Genomic DNA, 26,241 nt, shown 5'->3' on the forward strand with positions numbered 1-26,241 from the left:
TCTCTATAATAATTTTCTCTCTTAACAATAAGGTACAAATTTGTCTCTTAATAAGGGTTTTATTTAAGAAAACGGGGCAAAAGTACTATTAAAAAATAAGGTAAACAAATTAATTAATATTATTTAAGAAAGTCATTGTATCCACCCCATCGGCATAGTCAGATAAGGAAGGAATTTGTGTTTGTCCAAAGGGAATAGTGTGAGGAATATTTCCCTTGCTTACAATGCATTGTATTTGCTCTTTGTCAGCCTCTAAGTGTTGTGTGAGTGTCGATATATTTTTATATCGTTCATAAAAAAGAGTTGCGATAGGAGAGGCATATTTTTGGTCTTCTTTCAGTAGAAGAAATCCATTTTCTAAAAGTTTGAAGAGGCTCATAAGGTATACTGCTTTGTTATAATCGTAGTTGTTGAGATATTTCTGATGCTGTAATAGAGTATGATAGGAGTAAATAGCTTCAAAGAAGGGATTAAAATTATATGTTTCAGGTACGAATATTTTAGAGACACTTCTACAACCTAGACCAAAATATCTAAAAATGTCTTCTCCTAAATTATGCAACTCCTCAGGAGTTTCTTCTCCAGTAAGTACAGCTACTGAATTGCGATTCTTACGAATAATATGAGGTTTTTTTCCAAAATAGTATTCAAAGTAACGAGCAGTATTATTGCTTCCTGTTGCGATGACGGCATCAAAGTCGGTAATTCTCTCTTGAGAGAAGTGAGTTAAATCTGCAAAAATAGGATTGATAGCTTTGAGTTTTTCCATAAGGAAAGGGAGTAAAACCTCATCATGGGAGGAGAGCTTGACAATAGCTTTATTGCCAGAAAGGAGTACACAGAGTAGATCATGAAAGCCTACTAAGGGGATATTTCCTGCTAAGATAAGAGCTACCTGTTTAGGAGATTTTTCCTTAATAGAATAGGTGGAAAGCCATTTGCTTAAATGTTCTTCTTCCAAGAGGTTTGTCCAATGCTGTAATGCAAAAAGACAGTTTTCTCTATTAAACCAAGCATTGTGTTGTTCAGCCTTCTGTAGCACTATTTCTAAATCATGATACAGTGAAGCCTGTTTTCCACATAGGAAAAAGTCATTAAGCATATTGCCTAAAGTAGCAAAGGCTTGTATTCTTTGTTGTAGGGTGTGCATGGTAATCTTTTTAAGGATGCAAAAATACGAATAATAATGATTATTGGTTAAATGATTAGTGATTAATTAAATAAAAATAATAATTAATTATTAAATATATTCCTTATCAAATTTAACTTTTCTTTAATCGCTGATATTCTTATAGTTATAACAAAAAATAAAAAATATTAAAAAATAATACTACTTTGTTTTGCAAGGTACTGAATTTTTTTATAATTTTGCAGCACAAAAAGGATACTTATGGAAGCTATTAATTTAGAAAAAATCAAAACCCAAATGCGAAAGGGTGTATTGGAGATGTGTATCCTCTCCATTATTCATAAGAAGGAGGAAGTATATGCATCGGACATTATGGAAGCACTCAAACAAGCAGACATGATTGTAGTGGAGGGTACCCTCTATCCACTCATGACTCGTCTGAAAAATGCTGAACTGCTAAACTATTCTTGGCGAGAATCTACCTCAGGACCACCCAGAAAGTATTACACACTTACTGACAAGGGATATTCCTTCCTTAGGGAAGCCCTTGCCTCATGGAATGAATTACAAACAACAATAGCCAAACTTATTTAATCATGGACAAAACACATAATATTAGCTTAGGCGGTTTTTCTTTTACAATAGAAAATGATGCCTATCAGAAACTCTCCACTTATCTTATGAAGGTGCGTCAATTTTTAGGAGACTCCTCCGATACCAATGAGATTATCTTTGATGTAGAGCAACGTATGGCAGAACTACTAAAAGCTCATACACAAACAGTTGAAGTGGTTACCCAAGAAGATGTGGATTACCTTATAGAAGTTTTGGGTAAGCCAGAACAATATGTAGATGAATCCCAAGAGGCTATTACCGAAGAGAAAAGGACTAAATTTTCCTTCAAAGGAAGAAAGCTCTACCGCGATATGGATGATAAAAAAATAGGTGGAGTACTCTCTGGAATTAGTTATTATTTCCAGATAGATGTTTCTTTGTTACGAATTATCTTTTTATTACTGTTCTTAACTAATAGTTTTGCCTTTTTCTTTAGTACTTCTTTCTGGTTATTGCTCTATATTATTTTTTGGGTAGTAGTGCCACCAGCCAATACAACTGCAGAAAAGTTGGAGATGAAAGGAGTAGCAGTGAATTTGGATACACTTTCCTCATTCAAGGAAAATACTCATTCTCAGAGAAAAGAATGGTATAGAAGTGTGACAGATTGGAAATTAGGAGGCGTGTTGGGAGGTTTTGCTCAGTGTTATTCGCTCAACAGCACTTGGCTGAGAATAGGATATGTTATCTTTAGCCTACTTTTCTTCTTCACAAGGAATGTGGGGATGCTCTTTCCTGTTATTCTTTACCTTATCTTATGGGTTTTGCTTAAGAAAGAAGGAAAAGAAGATGAAAAAAATAGAAATGCAGTGAAGGAGAGTAGTGACAAAATCTCTAAAGAGCCCCATAATTCCTCTTTCTTTTGGAGTTTTTTTAGAATATTTTTTAAAGCTATAGGATATTTTATTGCTACGATTATTTTTATAGTTCTATTTTCTGTATTTTTATCATTGCTCCTCAGTTTGTTAGGAGTAGGATTTGCGGGAGGAATTACCTCGGTATTGCTTACTGATTATGCTCCTTTTATTTTATCAGAATGGCAAAAAGTATTATTTTATATTATTTTAGCAATAGCTTTTGTGTTGTTGTTTTCTATACTTGTATTATTCTGTTTCAAAATCTTTTCCTCATCGCATTACAAAACGCCAAAGGCTTGGTTCTTGGCAAATATTCTACTCTTTGTTTTTTCTCTTCTGGGAGGGCTTACTCTTGCAGCAAGTGTCTGTAAGAACTTTGTGGCTGAGAATAGAGCAGAGGAAAAAATACCAATAAACGTCTCTTCCGATACACTTTTCATTCAGGAAAAGCATATAGCTCCCTGGCAATATAGCATACTCTTGGATAGTAAAGGTGATGGTAAAAGCGGAAAAGTACATTTCTTAAAATTAGCCTCTACACAGGAGAAAACGCCCTTTTTACTTGTGGAGACTTATTCTAAAGGGAGAAATATAGATGATGCTTTAGAGAATGCCCAAAAAATAAACTTCCCTTTAGAGATTAAAGATAACAATATTCAAATTCCTAATGGATTTTCACTAAAAAAGGGAAACCCTTTTCGCTTTCAGGAAGTGTATATAAAGTTATTTGTCCCCTCAGGAAAGGTAGTCAATTTCTCTTCATTTCCCACAATGAAGAGAGGAAGTATGCTTCCACAAGGCACTTTTCAAGCGATCAATGATAGCATTATAAAAAAATAGCAATCCTCAGAAGTCTCATAAAATAATTTTTGATTAGCTTTAAAACAGAGATATTCCACATATCTCTGTTTTTTCTTTTAATAAAACCTTACAATCCAATTGTAAATATACGACATTTTTGAAGTTTTGTCAAGTTAAAAATTTATTAAAACAATAAGATATAAAAACTTTTGATGATAAATAATTTGAAAAACTGGCGATGATAGCGATCTCTTTTACATCATCTTTCTTCTTCTTTTTTGTATAAGTATTTTTCTTATTCTTCGTCTTTGTTTTAAGCGATAATAACAATTATTGTATCGCTACCTGCGATAATAGGGATAGGTAGATTATTGCTTTCAATAGAATATTGCACGCTTCTAACAATTCCTTTTTCAGTTACTTTAATAATGTTGTATCTTTGTGATATGTTAAAAGATTAGGAGAAAACGGTGTTCATTTCACAAAATTGTATTATTTTTGCACCTTGATAAAATAATATGGGATATGTTAGCACGATTAGATATTGTAAAACAACGATTTGATGAGGTTTCTGACCTTATTATCCAACCGAATATCATAGCTGACCAAAAGCGCTATGTACAGCTTACAAAGGAGTATAAGGAGCTTAAACAACTTATGGATAAGCGTGAGGAATATATTGTTATAACAGGAAATATTGCTGAGGCAGAGGAAATCATAAAGGACGGAAGTGATGCTGAAATGGTAGAGATGGCACATCTTCAATTGGAAGAAGCCAAAGAAAGACTTCCTCAGCTTGAAGAGGAAATAAAATTCTTACTTATTCCTAAAGATCCTGAGGATAGTAAGAATGCAGTGATGGAAATCCGTGCAGGGACAGGAGGAGATGAAGCATCAATCTTTGCAGGAGATCTTTATCGTATGTATAGTAAGTATTGTCAGGATAAGGGATGGAGTGTTTCTGTAATGGATATGAATGAAGGTACTTCAGGGGGATTTAAGGAAATCATCTTGGAAATCAACGGAGAGGATGTATATGGCACATTGAAATTTGAAGCAGGTGTACATAGGGTACAGCGCGTGCCACAAACTGAAACACAGGGACGTGTACATACCTCTGCAGCCACTGTTATAGTATTGCCTGAGGCAGAAGAGTTTGATGTAGAACTTAATATGGAGGACGTTAAGATTATCCGAACTACTTCCACAGGTCCTGGAGGGCAGTCTGTCAATACAACTTATTCAGCTATTCAACTTCAACATATCCCTACAGGAATAGAAGTACGTTGCCAAGATGAAAAGTCTCAACATAAGAATCTTGATAAGGCACTGAAAGTGCTCCGTTCTCGCCTATATGAGATGGAACTTGCTAAGAAGATGGAGGCCGACTCAGCTCGTCGTAAGAGTATGGTGTCCAGTGGTGACAGAAGTGCTAAAATACGTACTTATAACTATCCTCAAGGGCGTGTTACTGATCATCGCATCGGGCTTACCCTCTACGATTTAGGCAATATCATCAATGGAGATATTCAGCGCCTTATTGACGAACTTCAATTGGCTGAAAATACTGAAAAACTTAAGGAGGGAGACATTTTTTAATAAGGTAAAAGATAGTAGTTAATAATGTTCTATTACCTTTTACTTTTTTCTTTACAAGATATTGAGTACTTGTTCTTTTATTTTCTCTAGTTCGTTTTTCATTAGTACAACAATTTGTTGCATTTGTGCATGATTGGCTTTTGAACCTAATGTATTAATTTCTCTCCCTATTTCTTGAGCAATAAAGCCAAGTTTTCGTCCGCTGGATTGAGGTTCATTTAAAGTAGTAAGGAAATAGTTTAGGTGATTGGCAAGGCGCACTTTTTCTTCAGTGATATCCAGTTTTTCAAAATAAAAGATTAGCTCTTGTTCAAAGCGATTTTCATCCACTCGGTCTTTTATTTCCTCAATGGCTTTCTCCATACGATTGCGGATAGCTGCTAACCTTTCGGAATCTAGCTGTTCTATTTCTTGTAGGAGTTGTTGAATATTTTGGATATGTAGTACGAAGTCCTTTTCAAGAATAGCTCCCTCGGTGGTACGAAACTCCTGTAACTGCTTGAGTGCTTCAAGTAAATGTATTTCTATCTGAGCGAATTCTTCTTCATCAACTTCTTCTATGGGAATAGTAAGGGCATCAGGCATACGTACAGCCATTTTCAGAAGTTCCCATTGAGGGGCATTGGGAGTAATGGCTTGCATTTGTTTGATATATCCTTGTACAATAGGAGCATTGATAGTAGAGTTGGTACTCTCAGAGGTGTTTTCTACTGTAAGGATAAAATCAATTTTTCCACGTTCTAAAGTATCTGAAATAAGTTTCCTTAAAGGAAGTTCTTTTTCTCTATAAACTTGAGCAATGCGGGTATTAAGATCTATTGCCTTACTATTAAGGGACTTTATCTCAATAGTAATTTTCTTATCTTCTAATTGAAGCGTGCTTTTTCCAAAGCCAGTCATGGATTGTATCATCTTCTCAAAGGTTCTGTTTGACGTGTGCAAAGGTACTAAAATATCCTTTAGAAATATCAAAAAGTTCTTTAAAATTGCATATTGTAAATTAATTTTGTACATTTGCAAAGTTTTTATATTTAATCAAGGAAAATCCATAGAATGGACATTCAATCTGTAAAACAACGTTTTGGAATTATAGGAAATGACTCCAAACTAAATCTTGCTATAGAAAAGGCAGTCCGTATAGCTCCCACCGATGTTTCTGTACTGATAACAGGTGAGAGTGGAGTAGGAAAGGAGGCATTTGCACATATTATACATACCCTCTCCAGCAGAAAACATGGCAAGTACATAGCTATTAACTGTGGAGCTATTCCAGAAGGAACTATTGATTCTGAGTTATTTGGTTTTAAGGCTGGAAGTTTTACTCATGCAGGGAAAGAGGATAAAAAAGGGTATTTTGAGGAAGCCAATGGAGGCACTATTTTCTTGGATGAAGTAGGGGAGCTCCCTCTTTCAGCACAGGTACGACTCTTGCGGGTGTTGGAGAATGGAGAGTTCATCCGTGTGGGAGACTCTACTCCTCGAAAAACCGATGTGCGTATTGTGGCAGCAACGAATGTAAAAATGCAAGAAGCTCTCAAGAAAGGGCGCTTTCGTGAAGACTTATATTATAGACTTAATACAGTAGAAATTTTCTTGCCACCGTTAAGAGATAGAAAGGAGGATATACATCTATTATTTAGAAAGTTTGCTTCGGATTTTGCACAGAAGTACCGAATGCCTACTATACAACTCTCTGAAGAAGCTGTAAAAGAACTTATTCGTTATCGCTGGCCTGGCAATATTCGTCAGCTTAAGAATATTGCAGAACAAATTTCCGTGGTAGAACAAAAAAGAGAAATTTCTGCTGAAACGCTTCTTTCCTATTTACCTCAAGAAGGAGGTAGTAATTTGCCAGCTATGATTTCACAAACTAAAACGGAAAGTGATTTTGCCTCTGAGAGAGAAATTCTTTATAAGGTACTCTTTGATATGCGTAATGATCTGAATGACCTTAAGCAACTTACCTTTAAACTTATTGAAGAAGGTAATACGCCTAAAGTACAGGAGGAAAATCAAACACTTATTCACAAGCTGTATGGCTCACAGGGAACCCCTTATTCTGATACAAATAGCGAACCAGCTATGATGTTACTCTCTCATGAAAAATCTCCTTTGGTGCGTGGTCATAGCCATTATGATTTTGCTGAAGAGATTCAAGAAGAAGAACCTATTTCCCTGCAAGATAAGGAAGTAGAACTTATAAGGAAAGCATTAGAACGGCATCGTGGTAAGCGTAAGGAAGCTGCTAAGGAACTGGGTATTTCAGAAAGAACGCTCTACCGAAAAATAAAACAATATGATTTAGAATAAGTTTTTATTTTGTACATGAATCCTATTTTTATTGGATATTGAATGGATACAATTTAAAAAAAGAATATAAGGAATTTACTTTTTAAAGAAAATGTATAGGAAAACGATAATTAATATAATATAATCGTAGAAAAGATTGTTTATTTTCAAAAAAAATTGTAATTTTGCGAGAGTAACATTAATTCTATTACATAATGAAAAAAATTATCACCCTTGTAGCCTTATTATTCGTAGGAGTAAGTCTGGCACAGTCCTATGACACTTATTTTACAAAGGAGGCGTTGCGATTGGATTTTTACCTTTATGGAACGAAAAATACAATCAATGCCACCCTTAAAGGGCTTAAGCAAGAACCTCTTTTTGGCGGTTCTCATACACATCTGATACATCCTAATCAAGGAGAATATCGAGTACAAGTGAAGGAGAAAGACTCTCATAAAGTACTTTATTCCAAAGGAATGGTTACGCTCTTTGAAGAATGGCAAAGTATGGAGACAGATGATAAAAAAGTAGAATTCTTTGAAATTCCTTGCCAAGTACCTTTTCCTAAACAAGTGGTAGAGGTAACCTTTGATCGAAGGCTCAGAAACGGTAGCTTTCAGACTATTTTCCAAACGAAAATAGATCCTACTGACTATAGAATTATAAAGGATACTCCACCTCAGTATCCCATCAAAACTATTCTTGAGAATGGAAGTTATGAAAAGAAATTGGATATTGCTGTACTTCCCGAAGGATATACTCAAGCAGAGATGGATAAGTTCCTTTCAGATGCAAAAAGACTTTTTGATTATCTTTTCTCTATTGCTCCATATGATAAGTACAAGAAAAATTTTAATATTTATGCTATATTAAGTCCTTCTCAGGAAAGTGGGACAGATATGGAGGGAAGCCCAACCAATTATAAGAATACGTTATTTGATTCTCATTTTTATTCCTTTGGCTTGGACAGATACCTAACCTGCCCCTCCTTATTTAAGGTGGCAGATGTTGCCAGTGGAGTGCCTTATGACCAGTTATTTGTAATTGTCAATACAAAAGAATATGGAGGAGGAGCCTTTTATAATTTAATAAATCTGAATGTATCAGATAACAAATATGCCGAAAAGACTTTTGTACATGAGTTTGGTCATGGATTAGTAGGTTTGGCAGATGAATATTATTATGAAGAGGGAATGGGAAGTCGTTACAATCTAAAAATAGAACCTTGGGAAGCAAATATTACTACCTTAGTGAACTTCCAAAGTAAATGGAAGGATCTAGTAGATAAAAAAACACCAATCCCTACTCCACGTACGGAGAAATACAAAGACAAGGTAGGCGCTTTTGAAGGAGGGGGATATCTCTCTAAAGGGATGTATAGCCCTATGCAGGATTGTAGAATGAAGTCCATACAGAGCAATGAATTTTGTCCTGTATGTACTCGTGCTATAGAAAGGACAATGCGTTTTTATGCAGAATAAATAATTGATTGAAGAAATACACTTTGATTGTAGTGTGTCTCAGACAATCAAAGTGTATTTTTTAATTTTATCTAATCTAATCTAATAAAAATGATTAACGGTTTCTCAAAACTTACTAAGAAACAAAAACGACAATGGATCTACCAGAACTATCTTTTCCAATATTTTCCGGAAGAAGTATTCTCTATCTATGATTTGTCTGATGATAAGTTACAGAAGCTACATGATGATTTCATAGAAAATACAATAGGAAACTATGTGCTACCCTTAGCAGTAGCTCCGAATTTCTTTATTGACGACCATTGTTATACAGTTCCCATGGTATTGGAGGAAAGTTCTGTAGTGGCAGCAGTAAGCAAAGCTGCTAAATTCTGGTCGCAGCATGGAGGCTTCCATTGTCAGGTACGTAGCATGGAAAAAGTGGGGCATATACACTTATTTTTTGATGGTAATAAACAAGAGTTATTTCAGTTCTTTAGCCAGATAGAGCCCTTGTTATATAAAGAGACCCAGCCACTTACTGAAAATATGCGAAGGAGAGGAGGAGGAATTTCTTCCATTATGCTTAAGGATATGACAGATTCCTTAGAACATTACTATCAAGTATTTGTTACTTTTCTCACAGGGGATGCTATGGGAGCTAACTTTATCAATTCATGTCTGGAACAGATGACCAAAACGATAGAAAGAGAGTCAATAGCTCGCTTGACCAAAGGCTCCTTAGAAGTGCTTATGAGCATCCTCTCCAACTATACTCCTCAATGCTTAGTGAAAGCAGAGGTATCAACTCCTGTTTCCCAGATGTCATTTGAGGATATAGAAGGTGTTACTTTTGCCACTGATTTTGTTCGCGCTATAGCTATAGCCAATGCCGATGTATATAGGGCAGTTACTCATAATAAGGGTGTTATGAATGGAATAGATGCTGTAGTTATTGCTACCGGAAATGATTTTCGCGCAGTGGAGGCTGCAGCTCACGCTTATGCTACTAAAGACGGTAGATATAAGAGTCTTACTCAAGCCTGTATCAAGGATGATATTTTTCATTTTAGTATAGAAATTCCTCTAGCTATAGGTACAATAGGAGGACTAACCAAGCTCCACCCTATGGTTAGGACAGCTATGAAAATTCTTGAAAATCCTTCAGCAGAAACACTTATGAAAATTATTGCTTGTGTGGGATTAGCACAGAACTTTGCAGCAGTGAGTTCCCTAATTACTCATGGTATTCAAAAGGGACACATGAAAATGCACTTAGCAAACATCCTTAACCAATTAGGCGCTACTTCAGAGGAAAAGCAGCAAATCATAACATACTTTAAGAATAAAACAGTCTCTTATAGTGAGGTAGTGCAACTTTTTAATCAAATAAAGGGCAGAGAGTAAAGACAAATCACCCAATGATTAACTTTGTTGGTATTATCAGTTAAGTATTTTCACCATAAGTTCCTTAAGAATATCATAGAAGGAGATAGAACCACTTTCCACACCTTTGCTTTTGAGGTCAGCTTCTTTAATAACCTCCATACAAAAACTGATTTTTCTCAAGGGATATTTGGCAGCAGCAAGCCTGTAATCTTTCAAAAAATAGGGATTTATTCCCATCTCTCTTGCCAATTCTGCATCGGATTTTCCAGTAGAACTAGAGTAGATAAATAGGTTTCTGAAGTATCTGTATAGATTTTCTGTAATCATAGCTATGGGATTATCCTTTTGATTTTCATTAAAGTATTTAATAATTTGTATGGCTTTGGGAATATCCTTTTGTCCGATGGCATTTTGTAGTTCATATACATTGAAATCCTTACTAATACCTATGTTCTGCTCTATATGAGCAGGGGTAATTTCAGTACCTTTGGCAAGGATTATTTTTAGTTTATTCAGTTCATTGGCAATACGACTCAGATCTGTCCCCAAGAAGCTAATGAGTAGTTGGCTGGCTATTTGGGTAATAGTATATCCACTTTCCTTTAAATAGCTACTAATCCATTTTGCTGTATCATTTTCATATAGTTTTTTACCTTCAAAATAGACATACTTTTTAAGTTCTTTGGCTAATTTGGTCTTTCCATCTATTTTTCCATATTTGTAACATAGTACCAAGAGAGTTGTCGGAGAAGGATTTTCTACATAAGGGAGTAGTTGTGCAATGGTACGGCTAAGTTCCTGTGCTTCTTTAACAATGATTACTCTTCTTTGTGCCATCATGGGATACTCTCTTGCATAGTGGATAAGTGAATCTATAGTGATATCCTTTCCATAAATAACCTGTTGGTTGAAAGCCTTTTCCTCTTCAGAAAGTACATTCTCTTCAATATAATTACTGATAAGATCAATGAAATAAGGTACTTCTCCTGAGAGATAATAAATAGGACTATAATTATTTTTTTTCAGTTCGGCTAAGATTTTTTCTACTTCGTTCATGTTATTTTTGTAAGCTTCTTTTTTGTATATTTGCACCTATGCAAGCATTGAATTTTCCAATATATGAATTTCGGTTCAAAAGTAATGAAAATAAATCATATATTTTTGATGTTATCCGAAAAAAATTTGTGGTGCTCACTCCAGAGGAGTGGGTTAGGCAACATGTTATACATTTTCTCTTAGAAGAGAAGAAATACCCAAAATCCTTAATGAATGTAGAGAGAAGAATACAAGTTAATCATCTTATTAAACGGTATGATATAGTTCTTTATCGCTCTGATGGTAGCATTTTCTTGGTGGTGGAATGTAAGGCACCACATGTGGAGATAACTCAAGAGGTATTTGATCAAATAGCTCGCTATAATATGACACTGAAAGCGGAAAATTTGATGATAACCAATGGATTGAAACACATTTTTTATCAAATAAATGGTGAAAAGAAAGCGTATATATTCCTTAAAGAACTTCCTGATTTTTATCTTTAAATAATTTTCTAAAAATTATCACTAATTATTGAGCACTAATCATTAAAAAGTTGTATCTTTGTACTCCATTTGGGTGAGTGGATAGTATAATGTAATTAGCTATAATTTTTTTACCTTGTCTTTTATTTAATTATGAAATTATCACATGCTAGCCTTATAATATTCTTGGTATTATTGTTAGACCAAGTCAGTAAGATATATATAAAAACCCATTTCATGATAGATCAGTCTATCCATGTATTCGATTGGTTCCATATACGTTTCATTGAAAATCCAGGAGCAGCATGGGGAGTTAAGATACCAGGAATGTATGGTAAACTTATTCTGACTATTTTTAGAATCATAGCAATCATGGGGATTGGTTATTGGTTATGGGATTCAGTAAAGAGGAAAGCTCCTAAGATTTTAATTATTTCCATTGCTCTTATTTTTGCTGGAGCTTTGGGAAATATTATTGATTCTATACTTTATGGAGTGATTTTTGATAGTAGTGTGAATAATGTAGCTACTTTCATGAGTAACCATCCTTATGGGACACTTTTTCATGGTAAAGTAGTGGATATGCTTTATTTTCCTCTGATAGATACCACCCTTCCGGAATGGGTACCTTATTATGGAGGAAGTAGATTTACATTTTTTGATCCTGTTTTTAATATTGCCGATGCTTCTATTAGTATAGCTGTGGGATTGTTGATAATTTTTAATAAGAAAGCTTTTAAAAAATAGTTGTAAATACGTTAACAAAAATTATGTGTAATTAGTATTTTAGAAGAGAAAAAATGTTTTTTTATTAACTATTAATTAGTAATTATTAAGAGTTGCCTTTTCTTTTGATAAAAATAAGATTGGGTACCTAAGAAAATAAATTTAGAAAAAAAATAAAAAAAGTAGTATTTTATTTTCAAATAAGAAAAAAGTTTATACCTTTGTGCAAAATTTAAACAAGTAAAAGAGTAATTTTATGGATACAAATCTATTTGAAACTTATGTAAAAGCTATGCACCAGGAGGTGCCTGGTTTTATTTCTATCACTGTGGTAAGTACAAATGATGGTAATACTATTGCGTATGAGGCAGCTTCTAATGTTGATAATCGCTTGTCCAGTGCTTTCCAAGTAGAAATTTTAAGACAAGCCACTAAAGCATTAGGATATGTAGAAGGGCTTAATGATAAAAATATTGAACGTATTGAAATTGCCCTTAAAGAACAGTTACATGTGTTATTTTCCTCTAAAAATCGCCAGTTCTTGGTACATTTGATTCTTGATGGAACAAAATACAATATTGCCATTACAAAAATGTTACATGAAAAATTCTTCAAAGCTGTAGAGGACAGTTATGTACCTTCAGCAGAAGAACAACAAACTGTAAGGAGGAGATTATTCTTCTAATGATAGATTTAAAAAAATATTAAATGCTCTTCCATGTGAAGGGCTTTTTGTGTTGATTTTCTAACTAATTGTAATATATACTAATCATTAATTATATGAAAAAGATTGTTTTAATAGTTGTCTTCTCTTTTTTTCTAAGTAATTGTGCTAATTCAAGTGCACCTGAATCCAAGCAGAAAGAAAAAGTTTCTAAAGAGGAAGGGACTACTGCTTTACAAACAGAACAAATAACTCTCAAAATAGAGGGTATGAAATGTCCTCATGGATGTGCTGCCATGATAGAGAAAAATCTTAAAAATACGCAAGGAGTAAAGGAGGCTGAGGTGAATTTTGATACAAAAACAGCTGTTATCTCTTATGATAGTCATAAACTTTCTATAAAAAATCTTATTTCTGTTATTGAAAATACCAATGGTGGAGATGCTTACACTGTAGTAACAGAATAAGAAAATTAATTTTTAAGGAAGTTTAATTATAAAGCAGTAGAGTATGTTATCAAATTCAAGTAAATATGCAATTAATGCCGTGTTATATCTGGCTATCAATTCATCGGTAAATAATAAGAAAGGAGTAAAGGAGATAGCAGAGACATTACAGATTCCCACTGCTTTTTTAGCTAAGATTCTACAGGTTTTAGCAAAGAAAGAAGCTATTTGTTCAACAAAAGGACCAGGAGGGGGATTCTATTTAACGGAAGAAAAAGCAAAAGCTCCTTTAGCGAGTATAGTCCATTATATAGATGGTAGTGATAAATTTGCTGTTTGTCTTTTAGGAATAAGGTCGTGTTCTGAGGAGATTCCTTGTCCAATGCATTATGCAGTAAAACCTTTTAAAGTACGATTTTTAGAAGAATTAGAAAAGCACAGTATAGAATATTTTGCAGCTAAAGTAAGAAACGGAGAAGCCTACTTAATGGTCTGATAAGTAGATTTTTAGTGAGTTTAGTGTAAAAGAGAGAGGCTACCCGAAAAGGGTAGCCTCTCTCTTTTGTAGAAAATGTCTATTTATTTTTTTCAAGTAATGTTTTAATCCTCTTGTAATTATCCATATCATTCAAAGCCATATAGATGTTTTTGAGTTGTTCTAGAACATCGTGATTAGGTTTTTTGGCATTATTCTTTATATAATCATTCAATACATCGGTTGCTTTTCTAAACAGATTATCCTTTTGATTCTTAAGCTCATCATATTGCTTAATGTCTTCAGCAGTGTTTCCCAAAGCATTCATTTGTTCTACAAGAGCATTTCCCTCATTGGTATAGCTAATGGCATAATTTAAGGCAGCGTTTGCATTGTCAGGAGCTATTTTTAGTGCTTTTTGGAAATACTTTCTTGCTTCCTCATTTTTACCCTGTTGAAGGTTCATTACCCCAATATTATATTGAGCATCAGCATTATCAGGCTGGAGTTCAGTGGCTTCTTTCATAAGAGCTTCAAACTTATTCATATCCCCCAATTGGTAATATACATTAGCCTCCTGCATAATAAGGTTTGCATTTTTAGGATAATGCTTACGAGCATATTCAAAAGCTTTAATTGCCTCCTCTTTGTTTCCTTGTGCTACATAAATATAAGCAATAGCCTGTATAATTTCTGCTTTTTTGGAAGGGGTTCTCTCTTGAGTAGGGTCGCTATAATTACCTGTTTTCATCTTCATGTCACGAGTATTCTTATCAGCAGATTTTTCTATGAGCCCAGTTTCTTTATTTTTAGCAGCATATAGGATTTCAGATCCATCATACTTTAAATTCTTCAATTCTAAGAAATACTTTAATGCTAGATCATTTTCTTTGGCTTGGCTGGCGGAGACAGCGGCATTATATAAGAATAAGGTATCCTTAGGACTGAAACGATAAACCTGTTCAAAAGCAATAGCTGCATTTTTGAAATCATTTTTTTGATAGAAAGCTTGACCCTTATCTACGGCGAGCTTAGCTACATCTGCTTTGAGATTTTCTACCTCCGTAGATATTTTACCTCCTGCTTTTTTAGCTTCAGCTAAGGAAGTGGACGCTTCAGTTAAAGAGTTCATCACATCCTTTCCTGCAATAGCTTTTCTTAAGGCAATCTCTCCTTTTAAAAAGTAATATTCAGCTGAAAACTTTCTATCGGATAATGCAGCACTCTTCACTCCTTCTAATAGTTCTTGAGCTTGGGAAAGATTGTTCCTGTCAATGGCTCTTTTAATCTCTTTTAATTCTTTTTTTTGAGCAAAAGAAACAGCAGAAAGTGCAAGAGTTGCTATTAATAAAACACTTTTTCTCATTGTAACTTAATTTTTATATTAAACTTATAATTATTTATTCATTAGAAATAGTTTTCTCCTCACCGCTGTCTATTTCATTATCATCTTCTTTCATTACTTTAGCTACTGCAGCAATTGAGTCATTTTCCTTGATATTGATGAGTCTGACACCTTGTGTGGCACGTCCCATAACCCGAAGAGCTTCTACAGACATACGAATGGCCATTCCTGATTTGTTAATAATCATTAGATCATCTTCCTGAGAAACACTTTTAATAGCTACAAGCTTTCCTGTTTTCTCAGTAATGGAAATAGTTTTTACTCCTTTCCCACCTCGGTTGGTAATACGATATACAGCTTCTCCTGTTTCAGGGTCATCTATAAAAGTACGCTTTCCATATCCATTTTCAGAGACTACCAGTACAGTTTCCTCTTTTGGATTTTCAATGGTAATCATACCAATTACTTCGTCATTCTTTTCATCATCAAAAGAGATTCCTCGCACTCCTGATCCACTTCGCCCTACAGAACGAACCTTTTCCTCTGGGAATCGAATAGCCTTACCTGATTTCACAGCCATCATTACTTGACTACTTCCTGTCGTAAGGCGTGCTTCCAGTAATTCGTCATCTTCCTTGATAGTGATGGCAACAATACCATTTTGGCGAGGACGGGAATATTGCTCTAAAGCAGTTTTTTTGATGATACCTTTTTTGGTAGCCATAATTACATAATGGCTATTGATATATTCTTGGTCTTTTAAATCCTGTGTACAGATGAATGCTTTTACATTATCTTCGGAATCAATATTGATAAGGTTTTGGATGGCTCTTCCCTTAGTATTTCTTCCTCCTTCAGGAATTTCATATACCCTGAGCCAGAAACATTTACCTTTTTCAGTAAAGAAAAGCATGTATTGGTGGTTAGTACCTACAAACAGATATTCTATAAAGTCCTTATCACGAGTGGCGGACGCCTTTTGACCGACCCCCCCACGGGCTTGTGTTTTATATTCATTAACGGGAGTTCGCTTAATATATCCTGCGTTGGAAATAGTAATAACCACTTGTTCATTAGGAATAATATCTTCCATAGAAATATCTCCTCCTGAATATTCAATAATAGAGCGGCGATCATCTCCATATTTGGCTTTCACTTCTATAAGCTCATTTTTTATAATTTCAGTACGACGTTCTTTATGAGCCAGGATATCTTCTAAATCCATAATTAGCGCCATAATCTGTTCATATTCCTCACGAATTTTGTTAAGTTCCATTCCTGTGAGGCGAGCTAATCGAAGGTCTAATATTGCTTGCGATTGAATTTCAGAAAGTTCGAATTCTTTGATGAGTTCTTCTTTAGCTATTTGGGGATTATCTGAATGGCGAATAATGTAAATAGCTCTATCCAATGTGTCTTGGGTGGCAATAACTTTCATATAACCCTCCAAGATATGAGCTTTTTCCTTAGCTTTCTTTAGTTCGTATTCGGTTCGCCTATATACTACATCATGACGGTGTTCTACAAAATGATATATTAGATCCTTAAGGTTCAGCTGTTCAGGGCGCCCATTAACTAACGCAATATTATTAACACTGAAAGAGGATTGTAAGGGGGTGTGCTTGAATAGGTTATTTAATACTACGTTAGGTATAGCATCTTTTTTAAGGACATATACAATTCGCATCCCTCCTTTGCCTGTTTCATCAAATACATCGGCTATGCCATCCAATTTTCCTTCTTTGACAAGGTCAGCAGTTTGCTTTACCATCAAGGCTTTATTTACCTGATAGGGAATTTCTGTAACAATGATACAATCGCGATTATCCACCTCTTCAAAGTGGGCTTTTCCACGAATGATGATTCGTCCACGTCCTGTCTTGAACGCTTCTCTTACTCCATCATAACCATAGATAGTACCTCCTGTAGGAAAGTCAGGGGCTTTGATATATTCAATGAGCTCATCTATCGTGATATTTTGATTCTCAAGGTAAGCAACTATCCCATCTACAACTTCAGAGAGGTTATGAGGAGGCATATTCGTAGCCATTCCTACAGCAATCCCTGCAGCCCCATTAACAAGTAAGTTAGGAATACGTGTAGGAAGAACGGTAGGTTCCTCCAGAGTATCATCAAAGTTAAGCCTGTGATCAACAGTTTCTTTCTCAATATCAATGAGCATATCTTCCGCCATTCTGCGCATTCTCGCCTCCGTATAACGCATAGCAGCAGGAGAATCTCCATCAATAGAACCAAAGTTTCCCTGCCCATCTACAAGCATGTAACGCATATTCCAGTCCTGAGCCATGCGCACCATAGTATCATATACAGAGGAATCTCCATGAGGGTGATATTTACCTAATACCTCCCCTACAATACGGGCAGATTTCTTATAAGGAGTATTACTACGAACCCCCAACTCGTGCATACCAAAAAGGACACGGCGATGTACAGGTTTTAATCCATCTCGCACATCAGGTAAAGCACGTGAAACAATTACCGACATTGAATAATCAATGTAGGCACTCTTCATCTGGTCTTCAATATTAATAGGAATGAGTTTTTCTCCTTCAACCATTGTAAAATCTTCTTTTTATTTCAAGGTGCTAATTTACGACCTTTTTTTGATTTGAAAAAATAAAAACCGAAAAATAATGGTAAATCTAAGAAATTAACATTATTTTATAGTTTTTCAACTATTTTATTTACTTATTCACGTACTATTTTCTGTAAAGTATCTAATGAAAATTGTTCTAAGAGGATTTCTTTGTCTTCTTTTAGAAAGTCAAAATCACTTTCTTTAGCATGACGAATTGTATACAAAATAACATTTTCAATACAGCTCACTTTGAATTTTTCTCGCAGATTTTCAAGTAGAAAGGGAAGATTATTGAATTTGTCTTCTATACAAAGATTAAAGCTAATAGCAGAATTTTGTAATAAACTTACCTTTATCTGATAAGTAGCTAAAAGATTGAAAATAAAACTAATATTTTCCTCAGCAATAAAAGAAAAATCTAAAGAAGAAAGAGAAAGAAGATGTTGGTTTTGCTTGCGAATATAGCATGAAATCTTAGGAATTAATTCCTTGGTATTGCAAACAGAACTGCCTGAAGCTTCAGGTTGTAAGAAAGAACGAACATTCAGAGGAATTCCCTTTTTCTGTAAGGGTTGGAGAGTTTTGGGGTGAATTACAGAAGCTCCATAAAAAGCAAGCTCAATAGCCTCCTGATAAGGAATCTTCTCAAGTAATTGTGTTTGTGAAAAATATCTAGGATCTGCATTGAGTACTCCTGCAACATCTTTCCAAATAGTGACGTTCTCCGCTTGCAAACAATAGGCAAAAATAGCAGCAGAATAGTCAGAGCCTTCTCGGCCTAAGGTGGTGGTAAAAAAATTGGGATCACTTCCTATAAATCCTTGTGTAATGTACATTAGAGAAGGGTTGATATTATCAGAAATATTACGCTGTGTTTCTTGCCAATCTACTTCAGCTTCTCTATAATTACTATTGGTTTTTAACAAATTGCGTACATCTAACCAAGTGTTACGAATTCCTTGGTCATTTAAATAATGGCTAATAATACTGGTAGAGATAAGTTCTCCAAAACTAACAATTTGATCATATACGAAGCTATGTTTTGGAGATTTGTTCTTCTCTAAAAAAGAAGAAATTTCTCCAAAAAAACCATCAATTTTCCAATATACAGGATGATTTTTGTTTTCAAAAAGTTCATTGATAATTTGGTAATGAAAATCTTTTACTTTCTGCAGATTCTCTTCTAAGGAAGATTTATCATTGAAGTAACTATTTACAACCTTTTCTAGAGCATTGGTTGTTTTTCCCATAGCAGAGACAACAATAAGAATATTCTTTTGGTTGTCTTTCTTTAAGATAGACACTACATTGCGTACGCTATTGGCATCTTTTACGGAGGCGCCTCCAAATTTGTATATTTTCATAGGATAATATTAACAAGGGTTCTATGTAAGAAAAACTTTTGAGAAAAGAAATATTCTTAGTAACTTATCTATTTGTAAATCAATAGTTTAACTAAAAAATATCCTCTATATAATTAACAGACAAAATTACTGAAATATTCTTTGTAATAGACAAAATTTATAAAAATTGCAAAAAGAAGTTATTGACTTAAGATATATTGATATAGAAAGTGTATTACTTAATTTGAACATATATGTATTAAAAAAGCCATCTTATTAAAGACAGCTTTTAAAAAAGTGGAATTTCAAATTAATAACCATGTTTATGAGTTGGAAAGCATTGTGGGCATTACAAGCATATACACTTTCTCTCCTTCATCCAATCCATCGGCAGGAGTAAGGATTCCTGGGCGATTGGAGTAGGACATTTCCAAGAGCACCTCATCGGAGGAGAGGTTACTGAGCATTTCTATAAAGAATTTTGAGTTAAAACCAATTTCCATATCATCGCCTTCATAATTACAAGGAATAGTTTCATTAGCACGATTATTATATTCTATGTCTTCAGCAAAGATTTGTAAGGAGTTTCCCACTATTTTTACACGCATTTGATGAGTGGATTTGCTAGCAAAGTTAGAAATACGTTTGGTAGAGTTCATCAAGAGATTACGGTTCACAATTAGTTTATTTGGATTTTCCTTAGGAATCACAGCCTCATAATTAGGATAGTTACCATCAATGAGGCGACATACATAATCTAATTGATCGAAGGAAAATTTAGCATTACTTTCATTGTACTCAATGGTAACTTCACTTTCACTTCCTGCTAAAATACCTTTGAGAAGGTTAAGAGGTTTCTTAGGAATAACAAAAGAAGCAGGGTATTCAGATTTTATATCCTGTCGTTCATATTTTACTAATTTGTGAGCATCGGTAGCTGCAAAGATAAGGGCATCCTCTGTAAGGTTAAAGAAAACACCATTCATAATAGGACGCAGATCATCATTTCCTGTAGCAAAAAGGGTGCTTTGTATGGCAGTAGCTAAGATGTCTCCCATAAGACTTACATGATTAGCATTTTCTATTTCTACTACAGTAGGAAATTCTGCACTATCTAAATAAGCTAAAGTGTATTTCCCATTATTGGAAACGATATCAACAGTATTATTATCATTAATAATAAAAGTAAGTGCTTGTTCGGTAAATGTTTTAAGAGTCTCAATTAGAATTTTATAAGGAACAGCAATACTTACAGTATCAGAACTTTCCACCTCAATGACTCCTTTGATAGTTGTTTCTAAGTCAGAAGCAGAAACCACTAGCTTATTTCCGGATAATTCAAATAGAAAATTCTCTAAGATAGGCATAGTATTATTGGTGTTGATAACTCCACCTATAATTTGAAGTTTTTTCAACAAATACGAACTTGATACAATAAATCTCATGACGTTTGTTTGCGTTAGTAAAAATAAATGCAAAGATATTTCAAAAAAAGGGAACTATAAAATTTTTCACTAAAAATTAAGAAAATCGTTTCTTATACCAGAACTTACTAATTAAACCTATGAATAGAAGAAAAGTTAAGGGGATTATAAGTGATATTGATTTCCAATAATTTGACTCTTTTTCCAATTTCTTTTTGTCTAAGAAAGCTAAAGAAACTTTTTTATTTCTTAGTTGTAAAAAGGAAGTATCATCAAGGAGGTAATTTACACAATTTTGAAGGAAAATTTTGTTGTCAAAGAATTGGTTCGTCCATTTATCATAGCCCAGTTCGATAGGTTCTCCTTGAACAATATCATTTCTAATGATATCACCATCAGAGATTACTATCATCTTGGTAGGAGTACTTAGGTCTTTGTCTTTTATTTGAGGAATAGGTTTCACTCTATTTTTATAGACAGAAGAAAAAGTACCCTCTAAGAGTACTGCTACAGGAAAATTACCTTTTTCGTAACCTTCCATTGTCTTTTCAGGGAATTCAAGAATAATTTCTCTTGGGGTTCCTTCTTGCTTGGAGATAGGAGAGGATGTGAGAAGTATCTGTTTCTTGATTCCATTACTCAAGGTATCAATACTACTGACAAATTGTAATCGAATTCCATCTAGGTTTTTGTTTATTAAGTGATTATTAGAAGAAAGAATCATAGGTGAGTATACCCAAGGGATAGGAGTGTATTGTGTTTGGCTTCCACTACCTTGAGCTACCATAATTTGAGTAAAATACCAATCATTAAGTAAGTCATAGTTCAGACGTACGCCATACTTGAAAAGCATGTCTCCTAAGTTCAAATCAAGAGGCATAGCCATAGTATGACCTTGTTGGTGAAACATATCTTCTAAGGAAACGGCTACAGGATCTAATAACCACAATACTCGTCCTCCGTTCATAATGTATTGGTCAAGAACTTGTTTTTGTTTATCGGTGAATCTTTCTGTAGGTTTTGCTATGATACATAACTGAAATTCTGAAAGTTGCTTAAGTGTCCTCTCAGGAGAAGTAGCTACAGAATCCAATGTAAAAGGAGCAATATGGTAGTATGCCTGTTCTGAGCGTAAGAAATCTGCAATTTGGATATCAGCAAGGGTACCATTACTTTTGAGGACTGCTATTTTTTTATCTTTTTCTAATAATAACTTGTATAAGGCGTCAGAGAAGGCATACTCTAAGTTCTGTACAGAAAACTGTATTTTTTCTTGATTAGTAGCTCCTAACTTATTCCGAAGTAAAGAGACTTTCTCTTGTTTTTCTCCTTTGGTAATTATTGCCCAGGGAAATAGGTATTCTTCAGAGGTTTTACCTTCTGTCATAGAGGTGATCATAAGGGGAGTGAGTCCTTCATAACTAAGTTTTTGTATTTCATCTTCAGGTTTTTTACCTTCTAAAGGATTAATGAATTCGAAGCGAATATATTGGTTCTTTGCTTTATATTCCTCTAATAACTGAAGTGTTTCTATCTGTAAACGCTTGTACTCAGCAGGAATATTTCCTTTGAGTAATACTTTTATCACCAAAGGCTCTTTTATTTTTGAGAGTACTTGTAAGGTAGTAGGGGAGAGGGTATAGCGCTTATCATAAGTAAGGTCAAATCGTTGGTAGAAAACCCTGCTAATACCTAAAATAACTACTAAGCTAATGATAACTAAAAATAGGGAAATAAAGTGAGGTTTTATATTTTTCATTTTTTTTCTAATTGTAAAGATAGTTGTGTTAAGTATAAGAAAAAGAAACTAATACAGAGAAAATAGATTATATTTCGTGAATCAATGACTCCCCTACTTATATCTTCAAAATGTGTTTTAAAGCCAAAAGAGAAAAGAGTATTTTCTGTAAATATACCTATAAGTTCATCCAATCCAAAGAAAAAGAAGAAGTTCAAGAAGGTAGCGATAATAAAAGCAATGATTTGATTCTGGCTTATAGCAGAAGCGGCAATTCCTACAGCTATAAACGTAGAATCTAAGAGTAATAAAGCAATATAAGACCCAATCGTACTGGCTATATCCATATTCCCCTTAGGATTTCCCAGTTGCCAGACTATATATATGTATATACCTGAAAAACATAAAAGAATACATACAAATACAAATACTGAAAAATATTTAGCAAGAACGATTTTCCAAATAGAGATAGGGCGAGTAAAGAGCAAGGGGAGCATGCCATTGCGCTTCTCCTCAGAGATAATGCGCATAGTGAGTGCTGGAATAAGAAAGACAAAAATCCACGCAGAAAGCAAAAAGAAAGGTTGTAATGAGGCAAAACCACTTTCAAAGATATTATAATCTCCTGATAATACCCATAAGAATAGACTATTGAAAAGTATGAAAGCACCTATGACGACATATCCTATAGTGGAGGTGAAAAAATAACGAATTTCCTTCTTAAATAAAGCTCTCATTTTTAAATGATAATTTCCAGATTTTGCGCCAAAAGTACAACTATTTTTTTAGCTAACAAAAATTACCTATATATTTTTTTAAACAAGAATTTGGCATAATTATTGCTATAACCCAATGCTGTTTATAAATAAGGAAATGATGAAAAAATGTTTTATATTATTTTTTGTACTTGTTACTTCTTTTTCTCAAGCACAAAATGCTAATAGGGCTAAGGCTCTGTTAGATGAGGTATATAAAAAGGTGTCTTCTTATAAAAATATTTATATTGATTTTCGCTATTCTTTTGAAAATTCAAAAGAACATATTAAGCAGGATACTCGGGGTAATGTAACCTTAAGTGGTGAGAAATATCTGCTTAATTATATGGGGGTTACTAAACTTTTTGATGGGAAAAAGATATATACTATCATCCCTGAAAACGAAGAGGTTACTATAGAGACTGCTAATAATAAAGATGAGCAGATGATCATGCCATCCCAAATGCTTACTTTCTATAAGAAAGACTTTTCTTACAAATGGGATATTGTCCAACAAGTGAAAGGAAGAAAAATTCAGTATATAGAACTTAAACCAATCAAACAATCTTCTGATATCAAGCTTATTCTTCTAGGGATAGATACTACTACTAAGCATATCTATAACCTTATACAGGTGGGCAAAAATGAAGCAAAAACAACCATTACAATTAATGAGTTTAAAACAAATCAGCCCCTAAGCGGAAATGAATTTGTTTTCAATGAGGATAAGTATAAAAAGCAAGGCTATTACATTAATAAATAATTTTATGTAAAGGCGCAATTAATTGCGCCTTTTTTTATAACTTTGCCACTTTGATTGCTTTGCATATTTTTTATGAAGATATTAGATCGTTATATATTATCACGCTTTATATTTAATTTTGTTAGTTCCTTTTTGATAATTATACTGATATTTATTTTTCAAACTATTTGGCTTTATATAGATGAGTTAGCAGGGAAGGGACTTAGTATATTTATCATTATAAAGTTTGTAGCGTTGATGCTTCCTAACTTAATACCTCTTATTCTTCCTCTTACAGTAGTGCTCTCTTCCATTATGACCTTAGGTGCTTTTGGTGAGAGTTATGAGCTTGCAGCAATGAAAGCCTCAGGTGTTTCTTTACTTAAGGGAACTCGTACTCTTATTCTTTTCATGCTTTTGCTTAGTATTGGGGTATTTTTCACTTTTAATAATTTGCAACCTTGGTCAAATCGTAAAGCGGTAGCTTTGCGTGATAGTATTAAGAACAAGCAACCATCGCTGGCTATTAGTCAGGGCATATTCAATAACGTACAGGATTTCTCTATTAAGGTGGAAAAGAAAACAGGTGAAAACGGAGAATTCCTTCATGATATTGTGATACATAAATTAGGGGTAGATGGACTTAGTCGTACTGTTATTAAAGCCAAAGAGGGAGAGCTTTCAGGACATAAAAAAGGCTCTAATGTGCTCCAACTTATTTTAAAGGATGGTACTTATTACGAAGATGTTAAGAGTGCGAATAGTGATATTACCTTTCCTTTTGTAAAGGCAAAGTTCCAGGTACATACCCTTAATATTGATATTAGTTCTCTTAATACAGAAGTTAGTTATGATGAAAGTGGTGAAAGAGATTATTACAAAACAATGAATATAAATCAACTTTCTCATGCATTGGACTCTATTGTTACAAATTATAAACAAGAAGCTAAAGATTTTGGAGATAATTTCTATAGACGAACAGGGATGCCTTATCTGTTAGAACAAGAGGAAGACGAAGTATCAAAAGTTCCTCCGATAGACTCCATAAGAGAGATGAGCCTTGTCTTAGAAAAATATAAAGAGCAGGATAAACTTTCACAAGTATATAACCTTGCAAAAGATAACATTAATTCCCTTATTAATAATTTGGATAATAATAAGGATAATGTGGAATATCAACAGAAGTTGATTAATATATATCGTCTTACTTTTAGTGATAAAATTGCTTTGGCAATTACCTGTTTTGTGCTTTTCTTTGTAGCAGCACCTTTAGGTGCAATTATTCGGAAGGGAGGTATAGGAATGCCTTTGGTGGTTGCTATAGGACTATTTCTTACTTATTATTTTTCAGGACTGCTTACCAAAAATATGGCGACTAATGGTAATATCAATCCTTATATAGCCCCCTGGATACCTACATTTTTCTTATTACCTTTGGGTATTTATCTTACAATACTTGTTAATGAGGATAAACCTGTAGGTAACTTTGGAGAATTGGTGCACTTTATTGAAAAATTATTCTTTAAGAGAAGAAAATAAGAAGAAAGCTAATCATAACTTTTATAACTTTATTATTAGTAATAATATTAGTTTGTATAATAACTTTATTTTATGAAAGACCTATTAGGAAGATCTCTGTTGGATTATCAGCTTAATGATCGTGAAAGTGATGTACGTGTGGAGACTAATATTTCTGCAAGTGAGTATCTTTTTAGATCACATTTCTTTCGCTCTTTCTCTCAGATGATTCCTTTAGAACAAGAAGCACTTACTTTAGCTAAAGGTCGTGTATTGGATGTAGGGGCAGGAGTGGGTTCTCATGTATTATACTTACAAAAACAAGGATTAGAAGCGGTAGCATTGGATATATCTCCCTCAGCAATTGAGGCTTGTAAGTTAAGAGGTGTGAAGAGAACAGTTGTAGGAGATATATTGAATTATCAAGGGAAATTTGATACTATCCTCCTTCTCATGAATGGTATAGGCATTTGTAAGCGACTTTCTTTGATAGATATATACTTACAAAAATTAAAATCACTTCTTACTGAAGGAGGACAAATCCTTACTACATCTACAGATATTATTTATATGTTTGACCAGGATGAAGATGGTAGTTACATTATCCCTATGGATGAGGAAGTTGATTATTATGGCGAACTTATTTATACTATCTATTATAAAGGACAAAAGGAATCTTTTCCTTGGCTTTTTATAGATTATAATACTTTACAGAGAGCAGCTAGTAATAACGGTCTTAATTGTGAACTTATACAAGAAGGAGAGGATTATAATTACTTAGCAAAAATGACTATGTAATTCTAT

The 26,241-nt window shown here is 34.0% G+C and carries 23 protein-coding genes; 14 read left to right on the forward strand and 9 right to left on the reverse strand.

Going from position 1 to position 26,241, the window contains the following annotated elements; all coding sequences use genetic code 11:
• Positions 1-109: 109 nt before the first annotated feature.
• On the reverse strand, positions 110-1,150 hold the full coding sequence (locus VJJ03_RS04800) for an acyl-CoA reductase (protein ID WP_323974163.1): 1,041 nt from the start codon (positions 1,148-1,150) through the stop codon (positions 110-112).
• Positions 1,151-1,390: 240 nt separating this feature from the next.
• Here VJJ03_RS04800 and VJJ03_RS04805 point away from each other — a divergent pair, with 240 nt between their 5' ends.
• The 3 genes from VJJ03_RS04805 to prfA all read left to right on the forward strand — a co-directional run bounded on the left by VJJ03_RS04805 (position 1,391) and on the right by prfA (position 5,001).
• Positions 1,391-1,723, forward strand: coding sequence for a PadR family transcriptional regulator (locus VJJ03_RS04805; RefSeq protein ID WP_009745662.1), 333 nt, complete (start codon positions 1,391-1,393; stop codon positions 1,721-1,723).
• Between the two features lie 2 nt (positions 1,724-1,725).
• The gene (locus VJJ03_RS04810) at positions 1,726-3,441 is read left to right on the forward strand and encodes a PspC domain-containing protein (protein WP_323974166.1); all 1,716 of its coding nucleotides are present in this window, start codon (positions 1,726-1,728) and stop codon (positions 3,439-3,441) included.
• Between the two features lie 486 nt (positions 3,442-3,927).
• Positions 3,928-5,001, forward strand: a complete 1,074-nt coding sequence (prfA, locus tag VJJ03_RS04815; protein ID WP_040358045.1) for a peptide chain release factor 1 — start codon at positions 3,928-3,930, stop codon at positions 4,999-5,001.
• Between the two features lie 51 nt (positions 5,002-5,052).
• Here the strand turns inward: prfA and VJJ03_RS04820 are convergent, their stop codons facing one another.
• Positions 5,053-5,913 (reverse strand): YicC/YloC family endoribonuclease, encoded by an 861-nt coding sequence (locus VJJ03_RS04820; RefSeq protein WP_323974281.1) that lies wholly within the window; start codon positions 5,911-5,913, stop codon positions 5,053-5,055.
• A 141-nt stretch (positions 5,914-6,054) separates the two neighbouring features.
• Between VJJ03_RS04820 and VJJ03_RS04825 the strand changes: the two genes are divergently transcribed.
• The 3 genes from VJJ03_RS04825 (at position 6,055) to VJJ03_RS04835 (ending at position 10,160) form a co-directional block, all read left to right on the forward strand.
• Positions 6,055-7,311: a sigma-54 interaction domain-containing protein gene (locus VJJ03_RS04825; protein WP_323974168.1), complete on the forward strand. Its 1,257-nt coding sequence runs from the start codon at positions 6,055-6,057 to the stop codon at positions 7,309-7,311.
• Positions 7,312-7,505: 194 nt separating this feature from the next.
• A complete protein-coding gene (locus VJJ03_RS04830) occupies positions 7,506-8,774 on the forward strand; it encodes a M64 family metallopeptidase (protein WP_323974170.1) in 1,269 nt (422 codons plus the stop codon).
• Positions 8,775-8,864: 90 nt separating this feature from the next.
• Positions 8,865-10,160: a hydroxymethylglutaryl-CoA reductase, degradative gene (locus VJJ03_RS04835; RefSeq protein WP_323974172.1), complete on the forward strand. Its 1,296-nt coding sequence runs from the start codon at positions 8,865-8,867 to the stop codon at positions 10,158-10,160.
• Between the two features lie 36 nt (positions 10,161-10,196).
• Here the strand turns inward: VJJ03_RS04835 and holA are convergent, their stop codons facing one another.
• On the reverse strand, positions 10,197-11,198 hold the full coding sequence (holA, locus tag VJJ03_RS04840) for a DNA polymerase III subunit delta (protein ID WP_323974174.1): 1,002 nt from the start codon (positions 11,196-11,198) through the stop codon (positions 10,197-10,199).
• Between the two features lie 38 nt (positions 11,199-11,236).
• Between holA and VJJ03_RS04845 the strand changes: the two genes are divergently transcribed.
• The 5 genes from VJJ03_RS04845 to VJJ03_RS04865 all read left to right on the forward strand — a co-directional run bounded on the left by VJJ03_RS04845 (position 11,237) and on the right by VJJ03_RS04865 (position 13,994).
• Positions 11,237-11,683: a type I restriction enzyme HsdR N-terminal domain-containing protein gene (locus tag VJJ03_RS04845; RefSeq protein WP_323974176.1), complete on the forward strand. Its 447-nt coding sequence runs from the start codon at positions 11,237-11,239 to the stop codon at positions 11,681-11,683.
• A 132-nt stretch (positions 11,684-11,815) separates the two neighbouring features.
• On the forward strand, positions 11,816-12,409 hold the full coding sequence (locus VJJ03_RS04850) for a lipoprotein signal peptidase (RefSeq protein WP_009745672.1): 594 nt from the start codon (positions 11,816-11,818) through the stop codon (positions 12,407-12,409).
• 235 nt (positions 12,410-12,644) lie between these two features.
• Positions 12,645-13,073 carry a hypothetical protein gene (locus VJJ03_RS04855; protein WP_009745673.1) on the forward strand — a complete coding sequence of 143 codons (429 nt, stop codon included), beginning with the start codon at positions 12,645-12,647 and terminating at the stop codon, positions 13,071-13,073.
• A 95-nt stretch (positions 13,074-13,168) separates the two neighbouring features.
• A complete protein-coding gene (locus VJJ03_RS04860) occupies positions 13,169-13,519 on the forward strand; it encodes a heavy-metal-associated domain-containing protein (protein ID WP_323974178.1) in 351 nt (116 codons plus the stop codon).
• A gap of 43 nt (positions 13,520-13,562) precedes the next feature.
• Positions 13,563-13,994: an RrF2 family transcriptional regulator gene (locus tag VJJ03_RS04865; protein ID WP_009745675.1), complete on the forward strand. Its 432-nt coding sequence runs from the start codon at positions 13,563-13,565 to the stop codon at positions 13,992-13,994.
• Between the two features lie 79 nt (positions 13,995-14,073).
• Here VJJ03_RS04865 and VJJ03_RS04870 read toward each other — a convergent pair whose 3' ends face one another.
• The 6 genes from VJJ03_RS04870 to VJJ03_RS04895 form a co-directional block, all read right to left on the reverse strand.
• Positions 14,074-15,339, reverse strand: coding sequence for a tetratricopeptide repeat protein (locus VJJ03_RS04870; RefSeq protein WP_009745676.1), 1,266 nt, complete (start codon positions 15,337-15,339; stop codon positions 14,074-14,076).
• A gap of 34 nt (positions 15,340-15,373) precedes the next feature.
• Positions 15,374-17,896: a DNA gyrase subunit A gene (gyrA, locus tag VJJ03_RS04875; RefSeq protein ID WP_009745677.1), complete on the reverse strand. Its 2,523-nt coding sequence runs from the start codon at positions 17,894-17,896 to the stop codon at positions 15,374-15,376.
• 131 nt (positions 17,897-18,027) lie between these two features.
• Positions 18,028-19,281 carry an aspartate kinase gene (locus VJJ03_RS04880; RefSeq protein ID WP_009745678.1) on the reverse strand — a complete coding sequence of 418 codons (1,254 nt, stop codon included), beginning with the start codon at positions 19,279-19,281 and terminating at the stop codon, positions 18,028-18,030.
• Between the two features lie 302 nt (positions 19,282-19,583).
• Positions 19,584-20,705 (reverse strand): DNA polymerase III subunit beta, encoded by a 1,122-nt coding sequence (gene dnaN, locus VJJ03_RS04885; RefSeq protein ID WP_323974184.1) that lies wholly within the window; start codon positions 20,703-20,705, stop codon positions 19,584-19,586.
• 76 nt (positions 20,706-20,781) lie between these two features.
• Positions 20,782-22,443 carry a gliding motility-associated ABC transporter substrate-binding protein GldG gene (gene gldG, locus VJJ03_RS04890; RefSeq protein WP_323974186.1) on the reverse strand — a complete coding sequence of 554 codons (1,662 nt, stop codon included), beginning with the start codon at positions 22,441-22,443 and terminating at the stop codon, positions 20,782-20,784.
• Positions 22,440-23,159, reverse strand: a complete 720-nt coding sequence (locus VJJ03_RS04895) for an ABC transporter permease (RefSeq protein ID WP_009745681.1) — start codon at positions 23,157-23,159, stop codon at positions 22,440-22,442. Before VJJ03_RS04895 ends, gldG begins: the two co-directional genes overlap by 4 nt.
• A 139-nt stretch (positions 23,160-23,298) precedes the next feature.
• Between VJJ03_RS04895 and VJJ03_RS04900 the strand changes: the two genes are divergently transcribed.
• The 3 genes from VJJ03_RS04900 (at position 23,299) to VJJ03_RS04910 (ending at position 26,235) form a co-directional block, all read left to right on the forward strand.
• Complete coding sequence (locus VJJ03_RS04900; RefSeq protein ID WP_040358364.1) at positions 23,299-23,940, forward strand: LolA family protein; 642 nt, start codon at positions 23,299-23,301, stop codon at positions 23,938-23,940.
• A 72-nt stretch (positions 23,941-24,012) separates the two neighbouring features.
• On the forward strand, positions 24,013-25,458 hold the full coding sequence (locus VJJ03_RS04905) for an LptF/LptG family permease (RefSeq protein WP_323974190.1): 1,446 nt from the start codon (positions 24,013-24,015) through the stop codon (positions 25,456-25,458).
• A gap of 72 nt (positions 25,459-25,530) precedes the next feature.
• On the forward strand, positions 25,531-26,235 hold the full coding sequence (locus VJJ03_RS04910) for a class I SAM-dependent methyltransferase (protein WP_323974192.1): 705 nt from the start codon (positions 25,531-25,533) through the stop codon (positions 26,233-26,235).
• Positions 26,236-26,241: the final 6 nt, after the last annotated feature.

Origin of the sequence: Capnocytophaga sp. G2 (assembly GCF_035282625.1) — a bacterium.
Classification (GTDB): domain Bacteria; phylum Bacteroidota; class Bacteroidia; order Flavobacteriales; family Flavobacteriaceae; genus Capnocytophaga.